Consider the following 21,805-nt stretch of genomic DNA (forward strand, 5'->3'; position numbering starts at 1 on the left):
CCCACCCTCCTCAGAGCAAGCGGGGAGGGGTGTCAATATTCCTGAGAATTTATTAGTCTTGGCTGTATCCGTTTCTGTGACGTTTGAGACTTTCTTCTAAAGCTTGAATCTGTTCCCGACGGGCTTCTAATTCCAAAGAACGACGGGCTAAGTCTTGGTTTTGTAGGGTGAGGGACTGTCGCCAACTTTCCGCCCGTTCTGCTTCCTGTCGTAACTGCGCCGGTGTCATACCACTACTTAGGTAGTTCTGTACTAATTTTACTACCCAGTTAGTAGCATCTTCTAAATTTTCAATTTCACCAGTGGGGGAAAGCTGGACTAAAACCAGTAAATTTTCACTCACAGTTTCACTCACAGTAGTTTCTTGGTCTAACACAATCAAAGTTTCCTCCTGGATAACTACCCAAAGGTTTTCACTTTCTTGACGTGCTAACAAGCGTAACTGATACTTATTTAAGAATGTGTTTTTATGTACTTGAGCGAGATACAGCATAGTTTCAGGCTTAGTTGACATTTCCCATCGCCTTTTGTTAACGATACCACAGGATAAATCCTGTTTAGCCGCGTTTCATCCCCTAGGCTTTAGCGTAGGGTTTCTGACGTTCCCACTATGTTTTGATAGGTAACGGTTGAAATTCAACCATTACCCTTTATACCTACCCTAAACTAGCCAGGCGATCGCGCAAAATTTCCGCTTGTTTTTCAGCCTCTGCTAAAGATGCTCTTGCACCCTCCACCACTTCCGGGGGGGCTTTATCCACAAACTTAGCGTTACTTAACCTTGCACTCAAAGACTTAGCCTCTGCTTCTGCTTTATTGAGGCTTTTTTCCAGTTTAGCGCGTAAAGTAGCAATATCTACCACATCCCCAATCAAAGGAATTACCACTTGTACAGTACCCACAACGCCAGCAATCACATTTTCTGCTGCTGGGGGTGGTTGTAATGTTGTCAGTGATTTTTCCGGACGGGGCGAAAACCAACTAGCCCATAACTTTTGTCTAGCCTCGGCTGTGATCAGATTTTGGAGAACAAACCAAGATGTGTAACCAAAACCAACTACTTCAAATAATTTACCTAGAAAAGGAACTTGATAAACCGCATTTGCTGTAGTCCAACCTACACGTACCAAAACCAGCCCGGCCATAATTAAGCCAATGGTTATTAAACCCCTCTGAGGTTTTTTTGTAGCCGTTGTGGGGCTGACTTTTTCCCCACCAGCAATAGTTAAATTCTCCACTTTGGCCAAATCTCGAATATAAGCTTGTCCAGTGGTCAGGATTTCTTGCTCTTGGGGATTAGCAGTTTGTAAATTGGCGGTAATTCTCGCCCCCGGCTTAATATCCGCCTCAGCCCGTAAATTGCGAATTGTGCGGATTGTACCAATTAGCAGTTCAAACCGTGCCTCCAAATCTGGATTAATCAAGTTATCATCTGCTTGGGGATAGAGTTGTAAAGATAAACTTTGTAAAGAGTCTGCTGGTTGTTGGGTGAGAGTTTGCCAAATTTCCTCAGTAATGTGAGGCATAAAAGGATGCAGTAACTTTAAAATTCCTTCTAGTACATAGGCGAGAATTTGTTGCGCCACTAGACGGGATGCGGGATCTGCATCTGTTTGTAACCTGGATTTAACTAACTCAATATACCAATCGCAAAAATCACCCCAGATAAATTCATACAAACCCTTTGCAGCTTCCCCTAAACCGTAATTATCAATGTAATTACTAGTTTGTTTGATAAATTGATGATAGCGAGAAAGAATCCAGCGATCGCTTAATTCCCTAGCCATTGGTTGACCCAGTTGTGCTGGGGTTTGTCCGTCCAAATTCATCATCACAAACCGGGCTGCATTCCACAACTTGTTAGCAAAATTGCGAGATGCTTCTACAGAAGAAGACTCATCTTTTTTGCGGTCATATTCCAAGCGGATATTTTGACCCGCCCCAGCCACTTCCTTAACTAAAGTATAGCGCAGAGCATCAGTACCATATTTGTCAATTAATAACAATGGGTCAATACCATTCCCCTTAGTTTTGGACATTTTCTGACCGTTTTCATCCAAAACTAAACCGTGGATGTAAACATCATGGAATGGCATAGTACCAGTAAAGTGTCCTGCCATCATGGTCATTCTAGCAACCCAAAAAAAGATGATATCAAAGCCAGTCACCAAAGTACTATTAGGGTAGTACGTGGCTAAATCGTCAGTTAGTTCTGGCCAACCCAAAGTAGAAAACGGCCAAAGCCCAGAAGAAAACCAAGTATCTAATACATCTGGGTCTTGTTCTAGCTGGACATTTTCCCCAAATTGTGCTTTAGCCTGTTCCCAAGCAGCATCTGCTGACCTAGCCACCACAAAAGGTGTGTAGTCAGTAATTTGACCATTGGTTTCACTTACCGCATACCAAGCGGGAATTTGATGACCCCACCATAATTGACGAGAGATACACCAATCCTTTAACTTCACCAACCAATCACGATAAACCTTACTCCAGCGCTGGGGGATAAACTCTGGTGAATTTTGGTTGTCAAGAAAATCTAAAGCCTGATCAGCCATAGGGCGAATTTTCACAAACCACTGAGTAGACAGCAGTGGTTCAACCGGAACCTTACCGCGATCGCTATAAGGAACAGTATGCTTATAATTATCCACCTTCACCAGCACACCGTCTAATTCCAAGCGAGCCACCACATTTTTTCTAGCCACAAACCGGTCTTGACCTTGGAACTCTCCAGCTTTGTCATTAAGAGTCCCGTCCTTATTCATAATATTGATCAACGGCAAATTGTGACGCTTACCCATTTCAAAATCATTGGGGTCATGGGCGGGAGTCACCTTGACACAACCAGTCCCAAATTCAGGGTCAACAAACTGATCAGCAATAATGGGAATTTGCCGGAGTACAATTGGCAGAGTTAAGGTCTTACCAACTAAATGTTTATACCTGTCATCATCGGGATTAACAGCCACAGCCGTATCACCCAGCATAGTTTCTGGTCGAGTAGTAGCCACCTCCACAAACCCAGAATTATCGCTGAGGGGATAACGGAAATGCCAAAGATAGCCATCAACTTCCTGATTATCCACTTCCACATCAGACACAGCCGACTGAGAAGCAGGACACCAATTCACCAAATATTCTCCACGATAAATCAAACCTGACTCGTAGAGACTGACAAAAGCTTCCAGAACCGCCTTTGATAAACCTTCATCCAAAGTAAACCTTTCCCGTGACCAGTCAACAGAGACACCCAGGCGTTTTAACTGATTAACAATTGTACCTTCAGAATCAGCCTTCCATTGCCAGGCACGTTCTAAGAACTGTTCGCGTCCTAATTCGTAGCGAGTTTTACCTTCTTTTTTGAGTTGTTTTTCCAACATCGTGTGAACAGCGATGCTGGCGTGGTCTGTACCAGGTAGCCATAGGGCGTTACGTCCTTTCATGCGGTGATAGCGCATGAGGGTATCAATTAAGGAACTTTCAAAAGCATGACCCATGTGCAAACTGCCGGTGACGTTAGGAGGAGGAATCACAATGCAGTAAGGTTCACCACCATGATTGGGGTCAGCCTTGTAGAGTTGATTTTCTTCCCAAAATTTTTGCCACTTCGCTTCTGTGGTGAAAGGGTCGTAGAGACTGGGGAGGTTGGTAATATTTGCCGTCATGCAGGGAAAACTAACTGTGGAAGGACTCTATAAATTTTGCCATAGCCTGACAAGGGGTTTGAGGGAAAGCCAAAAATCCACATTAGCAGCAAATAACCCTCACCTTCTCACTCCTCTCCTCGCTAACAGCGCCGTACCATAAGCCGCTTCCCGATTCATACAAGCAACCACCGAAACGTTTAAATGTCGTTCACGAATCCCACACCACTTAGAATTAGCAGCACCACCCCCAGCAGTATAAACACGAGTTAATTTATCTGCCCCCATTTCCTCTAATAGTTCATAACCGCGAGCTTCAATTTTGGCTATACTTTCTAACAACCCATGCAGAAATTCCACAGGATCATCAGGGCGTGGTGTCAATCGGGGTGGTAGATGGGGATCATTAATGGGAAAGCGATCGCCCGGCTGCAATAATGGGTAATAGTCTAATTCACTGGCTTTTGTGGCATCAATCTTGCTGCTCAACTTTTCTAACTCAGCATCACTAAAAAATTGTTTTAGTACCGCACCCCCTGTATTAGAAGCACCCCCAGTCAGCCATAAGTTACCCAGACGATGGCTATAAATTCCATACTGTGCATCTTCTACCCGGGTACGACTCAAGAGTTTTACTACTAAAGTTGAACCTAAAGAGGTCACAGCTTCCCCTGGGGATGTTACCCCACTAGCTAAAAAAGCTGCAATACTATCAGTTGTACCCGCACACACCAAGCAATCACCAGGGAAATTAAACTGAGAGGCAATTTCTGGGCGCAGTTTGCCTATGGGAGTACCAGGAGGTAGAACGGTGGGTAGTTGAATAGGTAATTGCAGGTGTTCCAGCCATTGTGGATATTTTAAGTTTTCCACATCATAGCCCAGCTTTAAAGCGTTGTGATAATCACTGACCCCTAAATGCCCATGCAGCAGAAACCCTAACCAGTCGGCTTGATGCAGAAAATATCTAGCTTGGCTAAAAGTCGGTTGCTGCATCATCCACAGCAGTTTGGCTAGGCTAGAAGTGGCGCTTAAGACATTGTGATGTAAAGGTGCAATGTTTCTCAACTGCGGCAACACCACTGATCCTCGCCCATCGTTGTACAATAAAGGTGCATCTACAGGTTTACCAATGGCATCACACAGCAAAACCGTGGCAGAAGTACCATTGATGGCGATCGCCTGAATGTTTCGCCGCAATTTTTCTGGTATTTGTCCCAGCAGAGTGAATAAAGCTGTTTCCCAAGTAGTGGCTAAATCAGCACCAGCCTCATCTACCCAGGGATACTTGATTTCTGCCATGCTAGAAGCTTGATGATTAATCACTACAGCCCTAGCGCCAGATGTGCCAAAATCCATTCCTAAATAAAAATTCATGGTTTGATCAACTGTTTTTGATGAAAATTAATAAATAGCTACTGGTTGATCACTGTTTATGTTGCATCTTGTTACAAGATATTCGACATTTTTGGCAAAACAGTGAAAAGTAGTAAACGAACTGTTCAATATTTTCAAGCTCAGGAGGGTTCCCACCGTGCCTATATCAGATACTCAAGTGTATATTGCTTTGGCTGTCGCGCTGATTCCAGGAATTCTGGCTTGGCGTTTAGCAACAGAACTGTATAAATAACGCCTGGTTCTGAGATGCTTAAGTGGGGTATATCACCACCCCACTGTTAAACAACCATCGAATTAGTAATGGTTGTTTTATTCACAACCAAACAGAAAAATAATAAGTACTCACTGATCCATAACTTGATTCGCCGCTATATTTTTGACATAGTTAAATATTATTGATATAATTTTTTCCAAAAAAATCATCAGGTAGACTAGTCCTTGGTGGTCAGATGCTAAAGGCTTTCCTATACTGGCTATTTACGTATTTTATGTTTAATTTTTACATTAAATATACGTGTAGCAATTGCCAAAAAATGAAGTAATATGACAGCTAACTAAGGCTGTAATCATTGCCAGTGTGCTTTGTATGATGATGCCATTAAATCAATAAGGTTATTTTAGCATAATGAACGCGAGTCAACCTTCTAGACCACCGCTACAACCTACACAACAACGCCGGATTACTCCTAGACCAAAACGGCATCTTCGTCAACGTTCCTACCAGGTGATGGCCTTGGAAACCACCGCCAAGATAGTCGTTAATTTGACCATTTCCGCAGCCGCACTATCTGGCCTATTGCAACTTATTCCTTATCAATGGAGACAGCAAGACAGACTGCGAGAAGTCAGTACAGAAGTCAAGCTGATGGAAGAACGTGTGGAGAGTTTACAGAGAGAATTTAAACGTAATTTTGATCCCCATCAAACTCATAGTATCAGACAACAGCAGGCCTACAGATTTGAGCCTGATCAACTTCCGGTAGTCTTCGTCAATCAAGATGGTCAAGAAGTTAAAGTATTAGAGTGATGATTGCGGGAATAATATTTACCATGTTAGGAATCACCCAAGCGCCCCACCAAAAATTTATGCTGGGGTGCGTCAGACATAAAATATAAGTCTATTTACAGCATTTATGGAGTCTGACGCGCCCATCTTGTATTTTAACTGCCCCCATCTCCGACGTAAAACCTTCATACGTCTGCAGTTTAGCTGTCCAAAATTTAGTTATGGAAATTAGTTATGGAAATTTTTGGGAGACAAGAGCTCGTTTAACCAATTTTCGATGTGTAAACGCAATGGATAACCAGATATTTCCCTGTGGGGATCTACTTCCGGTAGTTGGGAGAGCGCGCGACGATAATCAGCGATCGCACAATTCCAATCACCCCAGAGATGGTAGGTTCTGCCCAGTTCTGCCCAGATATGACCTTCTAACTGCCCGAAAAGCATTGCTACTTCCAGATTCTCAATAGCCTCTTCGTATTCTTTCAAGTCCCGTAAGGTAATTCCTCGGTTAATCCGCGCTCGGACATAACTAGGATTTAGATCAATGGCTTGGTCGTAGTCAGCCAGGGCGGCGGTGAAATCCTCACAAGCTGCATGGTAATTAGCTCGATTGTTATAAGCACTCGCCAAATTAGGATTCAATCTCAGTGCTGTGTTGTAATCACCTAAAGCTTTTGGCATTTCGCCACTCTGAAAATAAATTAATCCCCGATTGTTGTAATTAATGGAATTTTGCGGACGGCGATGAATCAATTCCGTTAGTAATGCGATGGCCTGAGCATAATTTCCTTGTCGGGCTGAACTTAAAGCGCAAGAGCGTAAGTCCTCATCCCCTAAACCACAACCACCGATACTGTCATTCTCATGCGCAATAGCATAAAACGTGCTATTTGGAACAAAATTGTATCGCCTCTTTTGCTGGTTACCAGAAGCTAAAAATGAATACTTATTCATATTTTATTGCCTGAGCTACTTGCTCTAAGAAATCAAATTACAGTTTTTGTTGTCATGGTAGTTTCGCCCCTGTGTCAGTTGTTTAGGTGTCTATCATTACTTAATTTCTAAGTATCCAGACTAAAAATTGGTAGATTTCATCTCACTTCAACCATTAATGCTGAAATTTAATAACTAATACTTCAACCCTAAGTTGAATTCCAGAAAGAATAAATATTAATCTTGAAGATTAATCAAATAGTGAGAGCAACAAATTGCTAGAATGCCAAAAAGCCCCTATACTGCTCCTTTAGTCCGGCGGAGAATCAATAGGCGTAAGTGCAAATGTGTCCCCAGACTAATGCTGCGAGCCAGTAATGTTTAAGTTTTGAGAAATTTTTTATGACAACAGCAATTTTCTATGAAGATGCTCCTGATTTAGCTGCTGATGATTATGTAGTTATGGGTCTCTGTACCTGCTTCATCAAGGAAGACGGGGAAGTACATGAAGTTGAAGTTGTAGAACCAATTCCCTCTGCTGCTTTAGAAGCTTTGTTAAAAGGTATCCCCACTTCCTATAAGCTAGCCTGTGCAACTACCCTAGGTTCTGTTCTCCATGGCAATATACCAGTTTTACCAGACTGCTTTCCCAACTCGGCTCAAATTGCGGAAGAATTTGCAGACCGGGTGTTTGCTGCTGCTCGCACTTACAAGCGCCATCAAACAGCACGATCCCTCATTGCCCTAGGTACAACCTACAGTGATTTTATGTATTCTATCCAGCATAAAAGAGTGCTTAATGCCACTAGAGTTGTTAATAAAGAAGACAACGTGAAACAGCATTCCCACACTCACAAAGTTCTTTAATCTCAGGTAATTATGCTAAAACTTGGCGGTGGCGCTCGTAGTTGACTATCCGCATCTCTGATAGTCGAGCCTTTCAAAAAAGCATTGATGGACGGTCTTAGTTAAAAAAAATTAAGGGTGGATATTGATCCACCCCACACCTGCTCTAACGATAATTAGTAAATTGCAAAGCTACAGGAAAGTCCTCTTGGTTCAGACGCTGGATAACGCTTTGTAAGTCATCCTTGGCTTTGGCTGAAACCCTTACAGCATCACCTTGAATGGAGGGTTGTACTTTTTTGAACTCATCGCGAATCAGTTTGGAAATTTGTTTAGCTATTTCCTGACTGATACCTTTTTTGAGTGTGATTTCTTGACGTATACGGTTACCGCTAGCTGATTCCACTTTACCAAACTCAAAAATTTTCTGAGAGAGGTTACGCTTGGCTGCTTTTTCCCGCAAAATGTTGTGGACAGAATCTAAGGTAAATTCGCTGTCAGTGCTGATATTAATGCTTTGCTCGTTTAACTCAATAGTAGTTTGAGTATCTTTGAGGTCGTAACGACTCTTGATATCTCGAGCAACTTGATCAACAGCGTTTACTAATTCTTGTCGGTCAAAGTCGCTCACAATGTCAAAGGAATATGTAGAAGCCATAGGCAATTTTAGATTTTAGATTTTAGATTTGTTAACTTTAGCCAGTAGCTCTGCTCGCCGTTGATACTTCGGTGATTCCCAGATTAACTATTAGCTTGAATGATGCTGAGAATGAATAGAGTAGCATAACTAACAGAACCAACGGCAAACATCAGTGATCGCAATAGGGGTATATTCAAAATATAAAAAATTGAGTATAGGAACCGGGCCACAACAAACGCCAGAACTGCGATTGTTGCTGTGGAAGAATTTACACCAGTTACATATGCCATCAATGCTGCGCTAGCAAACAACATAAATGCTTCAAGAGAGTTTTGATGTGCCCAAGCTGCTCTTTGAGCATAGGGAGGCAATTTATCAAACTGGGCGCGAGGAGCAACAAGGGCTTCATACCCAATCTGGAAGCGAGCATAAGCTACCAGTAAATACGGCAGATAAATGAGAATGGCAGCAGCAGCAATGGAGTACAAAAAAATACTAGACATAGGCAGTGGCGATAGGGTGATTAAATCCATTAATAGTACTAGTTGTTACTTGAATGTGATTAATTAGGTAACAGGTAATTGGGCTAACCTAACTACCTATTACCAATTCGCAGTTTCCTATATCTATCATTACCCAAGGGAGGTCTTATTGACTTGTTAGTCAAAGTAGAACAGGGTGACCACTTTTCTTTGTTCTTCTGCATCTCTACAAGTTTGTAGCAGCGTACCACTGTCGTGAAATGCAAAACAGACTAGTTGCTGGCAACGGGAGACAATCTCCTTATTACAAATATAACTAGCTTCCGCTAAAGACAAATGATCATTGCCGGGATTTTCCACCAGGTGCATCACTTGTTCTAGCTGTTCACGGGATTCATGGGGCTGACGTTCCAGGCTTTGGGGTAAAATCACTGTCAATAAATTCGGATCAGCCCGCATTGCGCCTTTGATGGCCGCTGAATTTGTCCCTGTAGCCCCAGAGGTAATCACGCGATTGCCTGATAAAACTAGGGCATAGGTCATCATTTCAATCAAATTTTGATGGGTAATTGGCACATGACGGGAACCCAGCAAGGCGATTCGCTTAGAACCTGTTTGCTGAATAGTAGCCAGTTCCTGTGCTAATGTGTCGAGGTTAATGAGGTCTGTTGACTGGGTCAAAGATGAACGTAATCAAATTAAACAACCAGGATATTTTACCAAACAGAGTGTAGGTGAGAAGTGAACTTAAGTTACATATTGTTATATTTTCCGGATTTTATCCCTGACCAAAAGAATGGGATACAAGCCCCGTGCTGATAGGACAGCTTTTTAGTGTGTTATAATAATGCAAGAGTAATCAGCATGGGTGAGAGGGGTCAGAAATCTCAACCTACTGCTGGGGATGTAGAAACCCCAGCATCAACAAAATAGGCTGGGGTCAATTCATGGTTGACTGTAAACTTAAACTGAAGAATTCCATAATTTAGACAGCAATCGATCGCTATCAAAATTTTCAGCCATTAACTGGCGAATACACTCGACTTTTATGGGTTCATGGAGACGCACTTGTCCGAAAGTGCGGTCAACAATTTCCACTGTAGTCAGGGTATCTAAGTCAACAGATAAAATTGGGATTTCTAATTCTTCAGCACGGTTGAGAATAAACTCTGGTGGTGGCAATTGTCCGGTCAGGATCAGACATTGGGTGGAAGTTTCTAAAGCAGCTTGTTGAATTTCCACGCGATCGCCTCCGGTGACTACTGCCATATTGCGGCGTTTGTGGAAATACCTCACAGCTGAATTGACATTCATTGCCCCAATAGCCAAACTCTCCACCATCAAATCCAAGCGATCGCCACGACAGAGAACGTCAGCACTTAACTGATTGACTAATTCGCCCACACTGACACTGCGTAGCAAGTCACTTTTTGGCAAAGTTCCTAACACAGGAATGTCTTGTTGTTCCAAGAATGGACATAACAGATTATCCACTGTTTGTTGTTCTTGGCTCGGTATATCATTAATAACAACTCCCACCAGACGATAGCCTAGATGCTGTTTAGCAGACAATATTGCCTCAGCAGAGAGCAGGGAATGATAACGAGCCACCAATAGTACTGCTGCATCTAAAGCTTCAGCCACCTGTAACAAAGACAAATCAAAAAGATTCCCTTGTGTCAAATCACCGGGACCCTCTAATACAACTAAATCTCCCTGATAAATTTGGGAATATTGTTGTTTTAAGAGCTGTCGATAATCAGTTTGGTCTTCGCCCCGCAAGCGTTTCTGGACATTAACTTCATCTAAAGCCAGGATTGTGGCTGCAACACGATTTGTGGGCAAGCTAAGAGTATGGGCAATAAACTCCACATCTTCTTCAACTACAGTTCCGCCAGATGAACTAAAACAGGTTCCTAGAGGTTTACCGTAGGCAATATCTAGTCCTTTTTGCTGTAGCTGATGAGTCAAACCCAAGACTGTTGCAGATTTGCCACTATAGGTCTTAGTTGAGCCAATCAGCAAATATTTGGCAGATTTTGGCACACACGCACTCCTAATTGCAAAAGGAAGTAGAACTCAGCTAGGTGTTTCCTAATTTTAGTTGGTTCTGGCAACAGGCTAGAGTGCTGAAAAGGTGGAGTTTTGATCAACTTAATCAATATCTTCTCATCTCAAATCGACAATCTTGACAATTTTTTAACTAGCCCATTCGTCCACACGCAAGACTTTCCGGTAGAAAGCTTGTGAAAAATCAGTTAAGCGATAGCGCTTATAATTTTCCAACACTTCTGTTAAAAAACCGATAAATTCAAAACTAGCCATCATCACTTCATAGGTGAGTTCAGCATTGCTGTCAAACTGTATTCGGCAACGTGTTAAATCAGAAGGCAGGGTAGCAACATTCCAAGAAGCCACAAAGGGAATACTGCTACTACCTTCAATTTTGCGCTGTCCTTCTAAAGTGCCTTTTTGATACAGACTCAAGGCCAGAGGTAAAAAGTTACGCTTCGTACCTTGAATATAAGGTAAATAAACGCTTGTTTGTTGTTGAGTAGCAGGTTGTAGTTGAGCAATAGACATAATTAAACATTCCTCAAGTTATAGCAGTGGTCATTGGTGTTTGATGATGTGATGTTTCTTTTCAGTATACGCTCTTACAGTTTTGCCTACTGTGATTGGTGGCTAATATTATGTAGAAATGTAAAAATGTTTAAATAATCGAAACTATCAAAACATAGTGCTAAGAAATGTTAAAATTCGGTTACAATAAAGCTACATTCACTTTTAAAGAAGAAGCCGGGGCAATAAAAGCAAAAATCTACGCTGTCAGGCGTTGGATAATGCTGTTGCAGTTTCCACTCACAAGCAAATTGCCACTACTTTGCACTTACTGATCCGTAATTGGTTGTCAAAGTCTGTGCAAATGGGGTGTTTGAGTGTTTGAGTGTTTGAATTCCCGCTTTTTCAGGTTTATAACAATACTGCTTTTTGAATCAAGTAACCTATGCCGGCGAATTCCTGGCCTGAAAACGATTATTACCACGAGCTTGACCAACTTAACTCCCTATTATCTGACCAATCGGCGGATGAGGAAGAGTCAGTGGTAGAGGTCTGTCCCATGTCTCTACCATCCCGGTTTCAAGGACGTAGACGCAAAGCCGCTCTGGTTTTGACTGTAGTGTGGAGCGGTACAATTGCTCTGCATTTAGCCTCTTGGGGTTCAATACTCGTTCTAGGGCTAACTACTCTCCTAGGATTTCACGCTTTAGTGGTGGTATTTGCCAAACCCCGCCGCTATGCCAAAAAAATGCAGGCAGATTTACCCTCCATATCTGTTTTAGTAGCAGCAAAAAATGAAGAAGCAGTTATTGGTAAGTTAGTTAGGAATCTTTGTAGTCTGGAATATCCAGATGGTCAGTATGAAGTCTGGATAGTTGACGATAACAGCACCGACAAAACCCCAGAGTTGTTAGCGGAACTAGCCCAAGAATATAAACAACTCAATGTTTTCAGGCGTTCTCCGCAAGCCACAGGGGGCAAATCCGGAGCATTAAATCAAGTCTTGCCATTGACCAATGGGGAAATCATAGCAGTGTTTGATGCTGATGCTCAGGTAGTTCCAGACTTACTGCTACAAGTAGCACCTTTGTTCCAGCGAGAAAAAGTGGGAGCGGTGCAGGTGCGAAAAGCCATCGCCAACGCTAAGGAAAATTTTTGGACTCAGGGGCAAATGGCGGAAATGGCTTTAGATACCTGGTTTCAGCAACAACGTGTTGCCATTGGTGGTATTGGCGAACTGCGTGGAAATGGTCAATTTGTCCGGCGTACAGCTTTAGAAAGTTGTGGCGGATGGAATGAACTAACCATCACTGATGATTTAGATATGACTTTCCGTCTACATCTGGATAAATGGGACATTGAGTGTACATTTTACCCGGCTGTGGAAGAAGAAGGCGTTACCACTGCTCTCGCCCTTTGGCATCAGCGTAATCGTTGGGCAGAAGGCGGCTATCAACGCTATTTGGATTACTGGGATCTGATTGTCAAAAACCGCATGGGGATGCGAAAAACTTGGGATATGCTCATGTTTATGCTGACTATGTATATCCTACCTACAGCAGCAATTCCAGATTTATTAATGGCGGTGGCTCGGCATCGTTTACCAATGTTAGCCCCGGTAACTAGTTTATCAGTGAGTATGTCTGTTGTGGGGATGTTTGCTGGACTTATTCGTATCCGTGGAGATAAAAAACTCAATATTACCAGCCCATTTTTGTTGTTGCTGCAAACACTGCGTGGAGTTGTGTATATGTTGCATTGGTTAGTAGTGATGAGTAGTACCACTGCTCGGATGTCCGTCAGACCAAAGCGACTAAAATGGGTGAAAACAGTTCATTTAGGAAGTAGTGATTAGTTTATTAATAAAATTACGCATCATCAAGTTCTGATTCCTCCGCCCACTCAGATGTATTTATGGATTCAAGTGAACTACCATCATCATCTGTGAGGCGGATAACCTCCCCCTGGAAGAATTCCGCTAAACGGTGGGCAGCGATCGCCACTTCGTCAGTTTCCCAATTGGTCTGGGGTGCTGGCTGGATCTGCGGGGGCAAACTTTTCACCTTAGCTGCACTTGTTGTTGATTGGCTTGTTGTTGCTGTTGGTGCTGGTGTTGGTGGAGGAGCCACTGGTGCTACAGATACAGTTGGCTGATTGTACTTAGTTGCTGGTGGTTGCTTCAGACTAGTAGAGTCTTGGGGCTGGGGATTTTTTTTTCTGGAGTTGGAACTAGAAGAAGTTCCCTTTTCTAGATAAACCTGGATTTCCCGCTGGAAAGTTTGTTGAAAAGCAGCCTTAATCATGGGTAGATCAGATTTGAGGGTGTCTAACCAAGTTCCCTTGACGGCAATACGAGCCATGCTGCCATCAAACTCGATAATTTGGCACATTTGACCAAGTAAAGCTTGTCGAGAAGGCATCTGAATATTAACCAGTACTTTTTGCCACATTTGAGTTAAGTTATACTCTGATGTGATCATAATCTCCTGGGGAGGTGCTGGTTCATCGGTTGCTGGTGGCTGAGTGACTGGTGGGGGTGTGGTAGGGGTTGGTGGTTTAACAGTGGTATTTTGATTTGTCGGTGGAGATGGTGGATCGGCTATTGAGTAAGAATTATTACTTAAATTTCTGGTGGTGACTACCTGGGGTGTACTGGCTGTTGGAGGTTGAATATTGGCACTTGGTAATAAACCCAACAATGTTACTTCTAACCATAAACGGGGCTGGGTAGTGTTTTTAAGTTGCACCTCAGATGTGCGTAGATGTTGCTGTCCCCGCAAAATTGTTGTCATGTCCAGTTGTTGGGCAAATTGGACTAATGCTGTCCAGGTTTGCTGAGTGCAGGTCACTAAATCTTGGCGATGGGGTGCTGTTTTGGCTATGAGTAAATCACGGTAAAAGGCAGCGAGATTTTGTAAGATAGTCAGTGGTTCCCTACCACTATCAAGAATTTTACGGCTACAATCTAAAACTGCTTCTGGGTCATTTTCAGCCATGGCATTTAACAAGGCTAGTAAGTCCTGTTCACTCACCGATCCGACTAAATCCCAAACTTTCTCAGGTGTTACTTGACCCACAGACAAAGCTAATTGGTCCAGTAAACTTTCTGCATCTCGCAACCCTCCCTGAGCAATTTGGGCTATTAAGGTTAAAGCATCAGCAGAAATATTAATTTTTTCTTGAGAGGCGATGGTACTTAAATGCTTAATCATCGTCTCTAACTGAATCCTTCTAAAATCAAATCTTTGGCAGCGTGAAATAATCGTTGGTAATACTCGTTGCGGGTCAGTTGTAGCTAATACAAATACTACGTGTAATGGTGGTTCTTCTAAGGTTTTCAGGAGCGCGTTAAATGCTGCGGTACTGAGCATATGGCATTCATCAATGACATAAACCTTGTAGCGACACTGGACTGGGGCAAACTGTGCCTTTTCAATTAATTCGCGGATATTATCAACACCAGTATTACTGGCGGCATCAATTTCTATAACATCGAGAGAGTAACCTTTGGTAATACCTTGACAAACATCACACACCCCACAGGGTTCAGCGGTGGGTTGGTTACTCTTGAGACAGTTGAGGGACTTAGCGAGAATGCGAGCGCTAGAGGTTTTTCCCGTACCTCTAGGGCCTGTGAACAAATAAGCAGGGGCAATTTTAGCTGTGCGGATGGCATTGGTGAGAGTAGTGGCGATCGCTTCCTGTCCCACCAGTTCAATAAAACTCTTAGGGCGATATTTGTGATGGAGGGGTTGGTAAGACATGGATAAAAGACTTTAGTGCCGTTAGCACATGATTAACTAGCTAATTTCCTTTTAATTTTTTTTAGTAGCACTGAGTCGAATTTAGGATGGAACTATTATAAATGATCGTCTTGTAGCGCAGGCCTACCTCGACTATACTTCGACTAAGCTCAGTACTAAGCGCTCAGTACAAGTCTTGCCCGCTAAGGATGTACCTCACTTGGGCCGAGTTCGCCATAACGGCTATTTAAAATTAGCCAAAATAACTCAAATTCCAATGCGTGGTAAACCTCGGTTATGGGGAAATCCTAAAACCTGCGATATTGTTTACCCCAATGGTAAATGGTATGGGTCCATAGTCTCCGGATTTTAATCAATAATACTCAATGGTGCAGCAAATGCTCAGGCAAATAATTCAATGGTTCAAAAATCTTTTTCGCCAGTGGTTTAGAGGGCAAAGAACTCCTACCCACAGGGGGGATGATGTACCAGGACAACCAGCACCACCCCTGACTGATACTGATTTAGAATTTCTTTTCAATCAACTTATAGAAGGGGTGCATCAAGCCAGAGGTCAAAGTTGGGCGCAAAAGTGGCTAGATAATATTGAGCATCGTGTCTCTACTGAACGCTGGGTAGAATGGTTACGGCGCTTTGGGCAAAGACTGTTAGCATCACCCACACCTAACAATGAGTTAGCCGCGCGGTTAGTGCAACTGGGGGAATTAGGAGTTGGTGAAGTGGGGGATGTGTCCTATGAAATTGGTATGCAGTTATTAACACGCCTTTCTCCCCAAACAATACAACCAATATGGGAATATGACGGGCCAGATGCCAGTCATACTACTTCAGCACCCCCTAATAATCACTCGGTAGAAGAAGTGGGTCAGTCAGAAAATTTGCCCAGTGAGGGTACAAGCCAAACTGTCACCCTAGATCAGCTGTTGATTATGTTGCAGCAGGATGAGAATTTACGCCAACAACTTGCCCAGCAATTGGGCATTGAGACAGATGATCCACAAATAATTGTCCAGGTACTCATAAATCAATATTATGCCCCCAGTCAATCAAAAACAGATTAAAGGTGAACAGCCTGTTTAATTACAGCGGCTGTTAAGTAATTAAAGATTTTTTGAACACAACCATCTGTACAATAATCTAGGAGAAAAATAAATCCAAGAGTATGGCAGATGCTCACCCAGCTATTGCAGTGGTTGAAAAAGTTTTCTAACCACTCTGTTGATGATCAGCAAAATAATTCCTTCAGGGCTGCACCAGAACTGGAGGTGACACAACCACCACCAGAACTCACTAATGCGGATCTGGAATTTTTATATACCCAGTTGTTGGCAGGCGTACAGCAGGGACGAGGACAACAATGGGCAATAGAATATCTACAGCGCATGGAAGATCGCATCAGTGTTGAACGGTGGATCGATTGGCTGCTGATATTTGCCGAAAAATTGCTTTTATCACCAAGACCTAATCATCAGTTAGCAACACAGATGGTGCAATTGGGGGAACTGGGTATTGGTAAGGTTGGTGAACTTTCTTATGATATTGGTATCCGCTTATTAACCGGGGAGTTGCGCGACGATGAGCAAGAATCCCAAGAAAGTGAAACCATAACTTCTACCCTTCCCCCATTAGACTCTCCAGGAGTGGAGTTAATACGCAACTTGGGGGAATTGTTATGGGAGTCTGACGACCTAGAATTAACAACTACCCCAGCAACACCGCCGGTTGAGCCAGCTGGGGAAATGTTGACGGAGGATGGAGGAAAATTAACTTGGGAATATTCAGGTGAAGCAGAGGAACCAACAACAGCACCCGTCGCTACCCCCACTGATGAAGATGTCATGGACAATTTTAGTCAAGTCTCATCAGAGTCGGAAGATGAATTGTTGGTTAGAGTAGATCAAAGTGCCAATTTAGTCCAACAGTTACCAGGTAATCTGTCACCATGGAGAGCAATCCCAGCTATTATTGCTGATCAAGCTAATGTTCAAGCCCAAGATTGGTTTTATCAGGGTCTTCAGCAAGCAAAAATAGGGGATTTGGAAGGGGCGATCGCTTGTTATACTCAGGCTATAGAAATGAATCCCGATGCCTTTGAATATTGGTTTAATCATGCTTTAACTTTATTTCATCTCCAATGTTTTCCTGAAGCCATCGCTTCTTATGATGAAGCCATAGCACTCAAACCCCACCATTACAAGTCTTGGTATTACCGGGGTGGGACTTTAGGAGAATTAGGACGATTTGCAGAAGCTGTGGCTTCTTTTGACCAAGCTATAGCAATTCAGCCCCAAAATCCAGAGGCTTGGTCTAGCAGGGGTTTGGCTTTGATTAAATTAGGAGAAGTTGAACAAGCAATTTCTAGTTATGATCAAGCCCTGCATCTGGAACCACAAGACCCAACAAACTGGTATTACCGGGGTATAGCTTTGGCTGTAATTCAGCAATATACAGAGGCCATCGCTTCTTATGACCAAGCTATTGCTATTCAACCTGATTTCTATGAAGTTTGGATTGACCGGGGTGTAGTATTATTTAATTTGGGAAATTGGTCTGAAGCCATCGCTTCCTGGGATCAAGCACTAGCCGCCCAACCGGATTTATATTTGGCTTGCTATAATCGCGGCATAGCTTTAGACAACTTAGGACAAAGGGAAGAGGCCATCGCTTCCTATAACCAGGCTGTAGCTATCAAACCAGATTTTCACTTGGCTTGGTACAATCAGGCAGTGGCATTATTTTATCTGACAAGATATGCAGAAGCGATCGCAGCCTATGATAAAGCCTTAGAAATTAAACCTGACTATTGGGAAGCTTGGATTGGTCGGGGGATAGCCGCGAGTAATTTAGTTACCCCAACAAACTTCAGTCTCTCCGCCAACATTGCCACACAAAACCCAGCCCTGCAACAGGGAGGCTATGAAGGTAAACTAGCCAGTTTAGAGGAAGGGGTGAAACATATTCGCCCAGATACCCACCCGGAAGGTTGGGGTAAACTGCACATAGCCAAGGGTAACACTTACTATGAGCTAGGTAAGAAATTTCCCACATCTCGTATTTATTGGTATCAAGCCATAGCTGAATATCACCAAGCCCTGTTAACTCTGACAACAGCAGATTTTGCCGAGTTGCATTTAGAGGTTTTGCAATCTCTAATTAAAACACTTTTAGGCACTGGTGAAATAACACAAGCCCAAGAACTACAGCAACAAGCAGCCGATTTATTAGCACAAATCCTCACAGAATCAACTCGTGGTGATGACAGTAAAAAACAACTAGCCCTAAAATTTGCAGGAATTGGTCAATTAGAGGTAGATTTAGCTGTGGAATACGGCGACATAGTAGAAGCCTGGGAAATGGCAGAACAAGGTAAAAATTCTTGTTTAACTTGGCTACTATATGATTGGCATGAAAAAATTTACACACACTATTACAATTCAGTTCAACAACTCCTCAATCCCCATACAGCAATTATTTATTGGCATATCAGCCCAGTAGCTCTACATACCTTTATCATCAAACACCAAGCCCCCTCACCTATTTTAGTCTTTACACCCATACAAAATGTCAACCAAATAGATTTACAACAAAACCCCCAGTTTGTTGATGAATTACCTTTACCAGAAGCTGTGAGACGGTTAATTGAATTTGAAAATTGGCTGGAAGATTGGCATCAATCATACCAAGCATATCTCCGTCAAGCCCAAGACCAACACAGCAAAAGCAATCATACCTGGCGGGTGGATATGCAAGCAAGGCTGTTCAAACTCACCGATATTCTTCAAATTCCCACCATTACACAAGAACTAGAAGACATCACCCAACTGATTTTAATTCCCCACCGCCAGTTACATCTATTGCCCCTTCATACTTTGTTTAATATTGCTTCACTTTCTCAGCCAGAATTACCTGGTAATTTTATCATTAGCTATTTACCCACGGTGCAAAAAGGTTTATCTGTCAAAGCTGAAAGTACATGGACATGGGCAGATCAGCAAACCTTGCTGAGTTTGGAGTCAGCCAACAGCGCCAATTATTCCCTACTAAAGTTTACCAAGTTTGCATCTGATATTATTAGCCAGATGTTTAATAATTCTCGATGTATTCAAAACGATAATGTGAGCAAAAATGAAGTAGAAAATGCTTTATTTGATCAGCATTATCATATTTTTCATTTTGCCGGTAGCATGGTTAACAACGTTCATGAACCGAAAAAATCAGCATTAAGTTTAGGGAATGAAGTACAAATCACCTTGGCAAAAATCTGTGAAAGAAATCTCAATCATTATAAGTTAGTTACTCTGGCCTCTGGTGATAATGAGACAAATAAATACGAAGATATTATCACTGAATATGTAGATTTAACCACTGCTTTTATTGCCAGAGGAGTGCCGTATATCGTGAGCAGTTTATGGACTGTGGAATCATCTAGCAGCGCTTTAGTGATGATTGATTTTTATAGAAGACTACAACTCAATCAATCACCAGTTACCGCCTTAGCAGCAGCAACCTTATGGTTAAAAGAACTCACCGCCCTTGACCTGACTAAATGGTATGAGGATTTACTCAATAATTTAGATCCTGATCAATTAAAAGTTAAGGCTTATTTGGCAACATATTTATATAGAACTAGTAAGATGGTTCCTGATAAAAAACTTTATAGTCATCCTTACTACTGGGCAGGATATAAAATTACAGGTATTAACCTCACTTACGAGTTGTTTATTTAGAATTGCCCAGTAAAACTAGCCCTGTAGTCAAACAATTTGTTGAGTTGGCTTTATCTTCTACAGGACAAGAAGCAGTGGAACGAGGGGGTTTTATTCCTGTCCAGTAGAAGTCGAAAGTAGGAAGTGGTTAAAATTACCATCACCCTCATCTTCCCACTATTCGGCAATTAGCTATTCGCAATTCCTTCCTGACGGGCTGCTTGTTGTACAGCAGCTGCAACAGCAGATGCAACCCGTTTATCAAAGACTGACGGTATAATATATTCCCGGTGTAAGTCCGAAGGTTTAACTAAGGAAGCGATCGCACTGGCTGCTTCTAAATACATATTAGTAGTAATAGACTGGGCGCGACAATCTAAAGCACCACGAAAAACCCCCGGAAAAGCCAAAACGTTATTAATTTGATTGGGGTAGTCACTACGACCTGTAGCCATTACCGCTACCACTTTACTAACTAATTCTGGCTGAATTTCGGGAATGGGATTAGCCATGGCAAAAACAATGGGGTCTTTGGCCATTCCTTGCACCATTTCTGGTGTTAAAACTCCCGGTGCGCTGACACCGATAAATACATCTGCGCCCTGCATTGCACCCCCCAAAGTCCCCTGGGCTTTAACAGCAAATTCCTGCTTCTCTGGGGTCAAATCAGTCCGACTAGTGGAGATAATTCCTTTGGAGTCACAGATCCAAATTTTTTCTGCTCCTGCTTTGCGAAGTAACCTGGCGATGGCTACCCCAGCAGCCCCAGCACCGTTAATGACAATGCGAATTTCCGCTATTGACTTATTTACCAGTTTTAATGCGTTAAATAAAGCCGCCAAGGTGACAATAGCTGTACCGTGTTGGTCATCATGAAAAACAGGGATGTCTAGTTCTTCTCGTAATCTCTTTTCAATGGCAAAGCAACGGGGAGCAGCAATATCCTCTAAGTTTACACCACCAAAAACCGGAGCCAGATTCTTAACTGTTCGCACAATCTCATCTGTATCTTGGGTGTCAAGGCAGATCGGAAAAGCATCAAGCCCAGCAAATTCTTTAAATAGCATCGCTTTACCTTCCATCACTGGTAAAGCTGCACTAGGTCCGAGATTTCCTAAACCTAACACCGCGCTCCCATCTGTGACAATAGCTACAGTATTGTGTTTGATGGTGAGGTTGTAAACTTCTTCTGGGTCCTGAGCGATGGCTGTACAAATCCTCCCCACCCCTGGAGTATAAGCCATGGCTAAGTCCGAAACGCTATTTAACGCAATACGGCTATTAATGCTAATTTTGCCGCCACGATGCAAATTAAAAGTGCGATCGTAAACACTGAGTACCTGAATTTCTGGTAATGCTTTGACTGCTTGGACAATAGTCTCAGCGTGTTCGGTACTAGCCGCATCTACGGTAATGTCGCGGGTAGACTCATGCCGGGTTTGCTCGATTAAATCAATGTGTCCTAGATTACCGCCGCTAGCAGCGATCGCCTGGGTAATTGATGCTAACATTCCCACACGGTTGGGAATTTGTAAACGCAGGGTCAAACTAAAACTAGAATTAGGAGTTAGCTGTGTCATTGTAATTTTTGACTTCAGGCTTTAGATTTTATATCGAATTTCAGTTAAATCATAGCGATCGCTTGATAAAATTGTGCTGGTGTGCGTTCTATCTTACACCATTAAAGTTAAAATTACCCATCACCAACGAAGAAATTAAGCGTATTAAACAAGAAGGTAGCTATCCCCCAGGTTTGCAACTAAGCGCCATTGCCAAATCAGCCACCAGTTAACTTGATTAACTCTGAGTGTACCGAGAAGCGAT

The 21,805-nt window shown here is 42.7% G+C and carries 18 protein-coding genes; 7 read left to right on the forward strand and 11 right to left on the reverse strand.

Annotated features, from left to right (window positions below):
- Nucleotides 1-52: 52 nt before the first annotated feature.
- The 3 genes from NWP17_RS16485 to NWP17_RS16495 all read right to left on the reverse strand — a co-directional run bounded on the left by NWP17_RS16485 (nucleotide 53) and on the right by NWP17_RS16495 (nucleotide 5,021).
- Nucleotides 53-493: a hypothetical protein gene (locus NWP17_RS16485; protein ID WP_280655977.1), complete on the reverse strand. Its 441-nt coding sequence runs from the start codon at nucleotides 491-493 to the stop codon at nucleotides 53-55.
- A gap of 163 nt (nucleotides 494-656) precedes the next feature.
- Nucleotides 657-3,665, reverse strand: coding sequence for a valine--tRNA ligase (locus tag NWP17_RS16490; RefSeq protein WP_280655961.1), 3,009 nt, complete (start codon nucleotides 3,663-3,665; stop codon nucleotides 657-659).
- A 99-nt stretch (nucleotides 3,666-3,764) separates the two neighbouring features.
- Entirely contained in the window at nucleotides 3,765-5,021 is a 1,257-nt protein-coding gene (locus NWP17_RS16495) for an FGGY-family carbohydrate kinase (protein ID WP_280655962.1), read from the reverse strand.
- Nucleotides 5,022-5,178: 157 nt separating this feature from the next.
- Between NWP17_RS16495 and psaM the strand changes: the two genes are divergently transcribed.
- On the forward strand, nucleotides 5,179-5,274 hold the full coding sequence (gene psaM, locus NWP17_RS16500) for a photosystem I reaction center subunit XII (RefSeq protein ID WP_006196319.1): 96 nt from the start codon (nucleotides 5,179-5,181) through the stop codon (nucleotides 5,272-5,274).
- A gap of 393 nt (nucleotides 5,275-5,667) precedes the next feature.
- Nucleotides 5,668-6,069: a slr1601 family putative cell division protein gene (locus tag NWP17_RS16505; RefSeq protein ID WP_280655963.1), complete on the forward strand. Its 402-nt coding sequence runs from the start codon at nucleotides 5,668-5,670 to the stop codon at nucleotides 6,067-6,069.
- Between the two features lie 207 nt (nucleotides 6,070-6,276).
- Here NWP17_RS16505 and NWP17_RS16510 read toward each other — a convergent pair whose 3' ends face one another.
- Complete coding sequence (locus NWP17_RS16510) at nucleotides 6,277-7,002, reverse strand: tetratricopeptide repeat protein (protein WP_280655964.1); 726 nt, start codon at nucleotides 7,000-7,002, stop codon at nucleotides 6,277-6,279.
- A 381-nt stretch (nucleotides 7,003-7,383) separates the two neighbouring features.
- Between NWP17_RS16510 and NWP17_RS16515 the strand changes: the two genes are divergently transcribed.
- Nucleotides 7,384-7,848, forward strand: a complete 465-nt coding sequence (locus tag NWP17_RS16515; RefSeq protein WP_280655965.1) for a hypothetical protein — start codon at nucleotides 7,384-7,386, stop codon at nucleotides 7,846-7,848.
- A 145-nt stretch (nucleotides 7,849-7,993) separates the two neighbouring features.
- Here the strand turns inward: NWP17_RS16515 and NWP17_RS16520 are convergent, their stop codons facing one another.
- From NWP17_RS16520 to ebsA, 5 genes are all read right to left on the reverse strand, one after another.
- Nucleotides 7,994-8,485 carry a YajQ family cyclic di-GMP-binding protein gene (locus NWP17_RS16520; RefSeq protein ID WP_280655966.1) on the reverse strand — a complete coding sequence of 164 codons (492 nt, stop codon included), beginning with the start codon at nucleotides 8,483-8,485 and terminating at the stop codon, nucleotides 7,994-7,996.
- Between the two features lie 83 nt (nucleotides 8,486-8,568).
- The gene (locus tag NWP17_RS16525; protein WP_280655967.1) at nucleotides 8,569-8,970 is read right to left on the reverse strand and encodes an MAPEG family protein; all 402 of its coding nucleotides are present in this window, start codon (nucleotides 8,968-8,970) and stop codon (nucleotides 8,569-8,571) included.
- Between the two features lie 156 nt (nucleotides 8,971-9,126).
- Complete coding sequence (locus NWP17_RS16530; RefSeq protein WP_280655968.1) at nucleotides 9,127-9,630, reverse strand: DNA-processing protein DprA; 504 nt, start codon at nucleotides 9,628-9,630, stop codon at nucleotides 9,127-9,129.
- 282 nt (nucleotides 9,631-9,912) lie between these two features.
- Nucleotides 9,913-10,995, reverse strand: a complete 1,083-nt coding sequence (locus NWP17_RS16535; RefSeq protein ID WP_280655969.1) for a phosphotransacetylase family protein — start codon at nucleotides 10,993-10,995, stop codon at nucleotides 9,913-9,915.
- Nucleotides 10,996-11,148: 153 nt separating this feature from the next.
- The gene (gene ebsA / locus NWP17_RS16540; RefSeq protein ID WP_280655970.1) at nucleotides 11,149-11,532 is read right to left on the reverse strand and encodes a type IV pilus biogenesis protein EbsA; all 384 of its coding nucleotides are present in this window, start codon (nucleotides 11,530-11,532) and stop codon (nucleotides 11,149-11,151) included.
- A gap of 424 nt (nucleotides 11,533-11,956) precedes the next feature.
- On the opposite strand from ebsA, the gene NWP17_RS16545 reads away from it, so the two are divergent.
- Nucleotides 11,957-13,366, forward strand: a complete 1,410-nt coding sequence (locus tag NWP17_RS16545) for a glycosyltransferase family 2 protein (RefSeq protein ID WP_280655971.1) — start codon at nucleotides 11,957-11,959, stop codon at nucleotides 13,364-13,366.
- Between the two features lie 13 nt (nucleotides 13,367-13,379).
- On the opposite strand, the gene NWP17_RS16550 is transcribed toward NWP17_RS16545, so the two are convergent.
- The gene (locus NWP17_RS16550) at nucleotides 13,380-15,275 is read right to left on the reverse strand and encodes a DNA polymerase III subunit gamma/tau (protein WP_280655972.1); all 1,896 of its coding nucleotides are present in this window, start codon (nucleotides 15,273-15,275) and stop codon (nucleotides 13,380-13,382) included.
- A gap of 377 nt (nucleotides 15,276-15,652) precedes the next feature.
- Between NWP17_RS16550 and NWP17_RS16555 the strand changes: the two genes are divergently transcribed.
- Both NWP17_RS16555 and NWP17_RS16560 read left to right on the forward strand, forming a co-directional pair.
- Entirely contained in the window at nucleotides 15,653-16,336 is a 684-nt protein-coding gene (locus NWP17_RS16555; protein ID WP_280655973.1) for a hypothetical protein, read from the forward strand.
- A 108-nt stretch (nucleotides 16,337-16,444) separates the two neighbouring features.
- A complete protein-coding gene (locus tag NWP17_RS16560) occupies nucleotides 16,445-20,002 on the forward strand; it encodes a CHAT domain-containing protein (protein WP_280655974.1) in 3,558 nt (1,185 codons plus the stop codon).
- A 167-nt stretch (nucleotides 20,003-20,169) separates the two neighbouring features.
- Here the strand turns inward: NWP17_RS16560 and NWP17_RS16565 are convergent, their stop codons facing one another.
- Entirely contained in the window at nucleotides 20,170-21,561 is a 1,392-nt protein-coding gene (locus NWP17_RS16565) for a malic enzyme-like NAD(P)-binding protein (RefSeq protein WP_280655975.1), read from the reverse strand.
- 8 nt (nucleotides 21,562-21,569) lie between these two features.
- On the opposite strand from NWP17_RS16565, the gene NWP17_RS16570 reads away from it, so the two are divergent.
- Nucleotides 21,570-21,773: a hypothetical protein gene (locus tag NWP17_RS16570; RefSeq protein ID WP_280655978.1), complete on the forward strand. Its 204-nt coding sequence runs from the start codon at nucleotides 21,570-21,572 to the stop codon at nucleotides 21,771-21,773.
- Nucleotides 21,774-21,805: the final 32 nt, after the last annotated feature.

Source organism: Chrysosporum bergii ANA360D, from assembly GCF_029891735.1.
GTDB lineage: Bacteria > Cyanobacteriota > Cyanobacteriia > Cyanobacteriales > Nostocaceae > Umezakia > Umezakia bergii.

What these genes read in the sequence shown, in the direction of transcription:
- NWP17_RS16485 (WP_280655977.1), bottom strand. Translation starts at nt 493, where the DNA reads ATGCTGTATCTCGCTCAAGTACATAAAAACACATTCTTAAATAAGTAT.
- NWP17_RS16490 (WP_280655961.1), bottom strand. Translation starts at nt 3,665, where the DNA reads ATGACGGCAAATATTACCAACCTCCCCAGTCTCTACGACCCTTTCACC.
- NWP17_RS16495 (WP_280655962.1), bottom strand. Translation starts at nt 5,021, where the DNA reads ATGAATTTTTATTTAGGAATGGATTTTGGCACATCTGGCGCTAGGGCT.
- NWP17_RS16505 (WP_280655963.1), top strand. Translation starts at nt 5,668, where the DNA reads ATGAACGCGAGTCAACCTTCTAGACCACCGCTACAACCTACACAACAA.
- NWP17_RS16510 (WP_280655964.1), bottom strand. Translation starts at nt 7,002, where the DNA reads ATGAATAAGTATTCATTTTTAGCTTCTGGTAACCAGCAAAAGAGGCGA.
- NWP17_RS16515 (WP_280655965.1), top strand. Translation starts at nt 7,384, where the DNA reads ATGACAACAGCAATTTTCTATGAAGATGCTCCTGATTTAGCTGCTGAT.
- NWP17_RS16520 (WP_280655966.1), bottom strand. Translation starts at nt 8,485, where the DNA reads ATGGCTTCTACATATTCCTTTGACATTGTGAGCGACTTTGACCGACAA.
- NWP17_RS16525 (WP_280655967.1), bottom strand. Translation starts at nt 8,970, where the DNA reads ATGTCTAGTATTTTTTTGTACTCCATTGCTGCTGCTGCCATTCTCATT.
- ebsA (WP_280655970.1), bottom strand. Translation starts at nt 11,532, where the DNA reads ATGTCTATTGCTCAACTACAACCTGCTACTCAACAACAAACAAGCGTT.
- NWP17_RS16545 (WP_280655971.1), top strand. Translation starts at nt 11,957, where the DNA reads ATGCCGGCGAATTCCTGGCCTGAAAACGATTATTACCACGAGCTTGAC.
- NWP17_RS16550 (WP_280655972.1), bottom strand. Translation starts at nt 15,275, where the DNA reads ATGTCTTACCAACCCCTCCATCACAAATATCGCCCTAAGAGTTTTATT.
- NWP17_RS16555 (WP_280655973.1), top strand. Translation starts at nt 15,653, where the DNA reads ATGCTCAGGCAAATAATTCAATGGTTCAAAAATCTTTTTCGCCAGTGG.
- NWP17_RS16560 (WP_280655974.1), top strand. Translation starts at nt 16,445, where the DNA reads ATGCTCACCCAGCTATTGCAGTGGTTGAAAAAGTTTTCTAACCACTCT.
- NWP17_RS16565 (WP_280655975.1), bottom strand. Translation starts at nt 21,561, where the DNA reads ATGACACAGCTAACTCCTAATTCTAGTTTTAGTTTGACCCTGCGTTTA.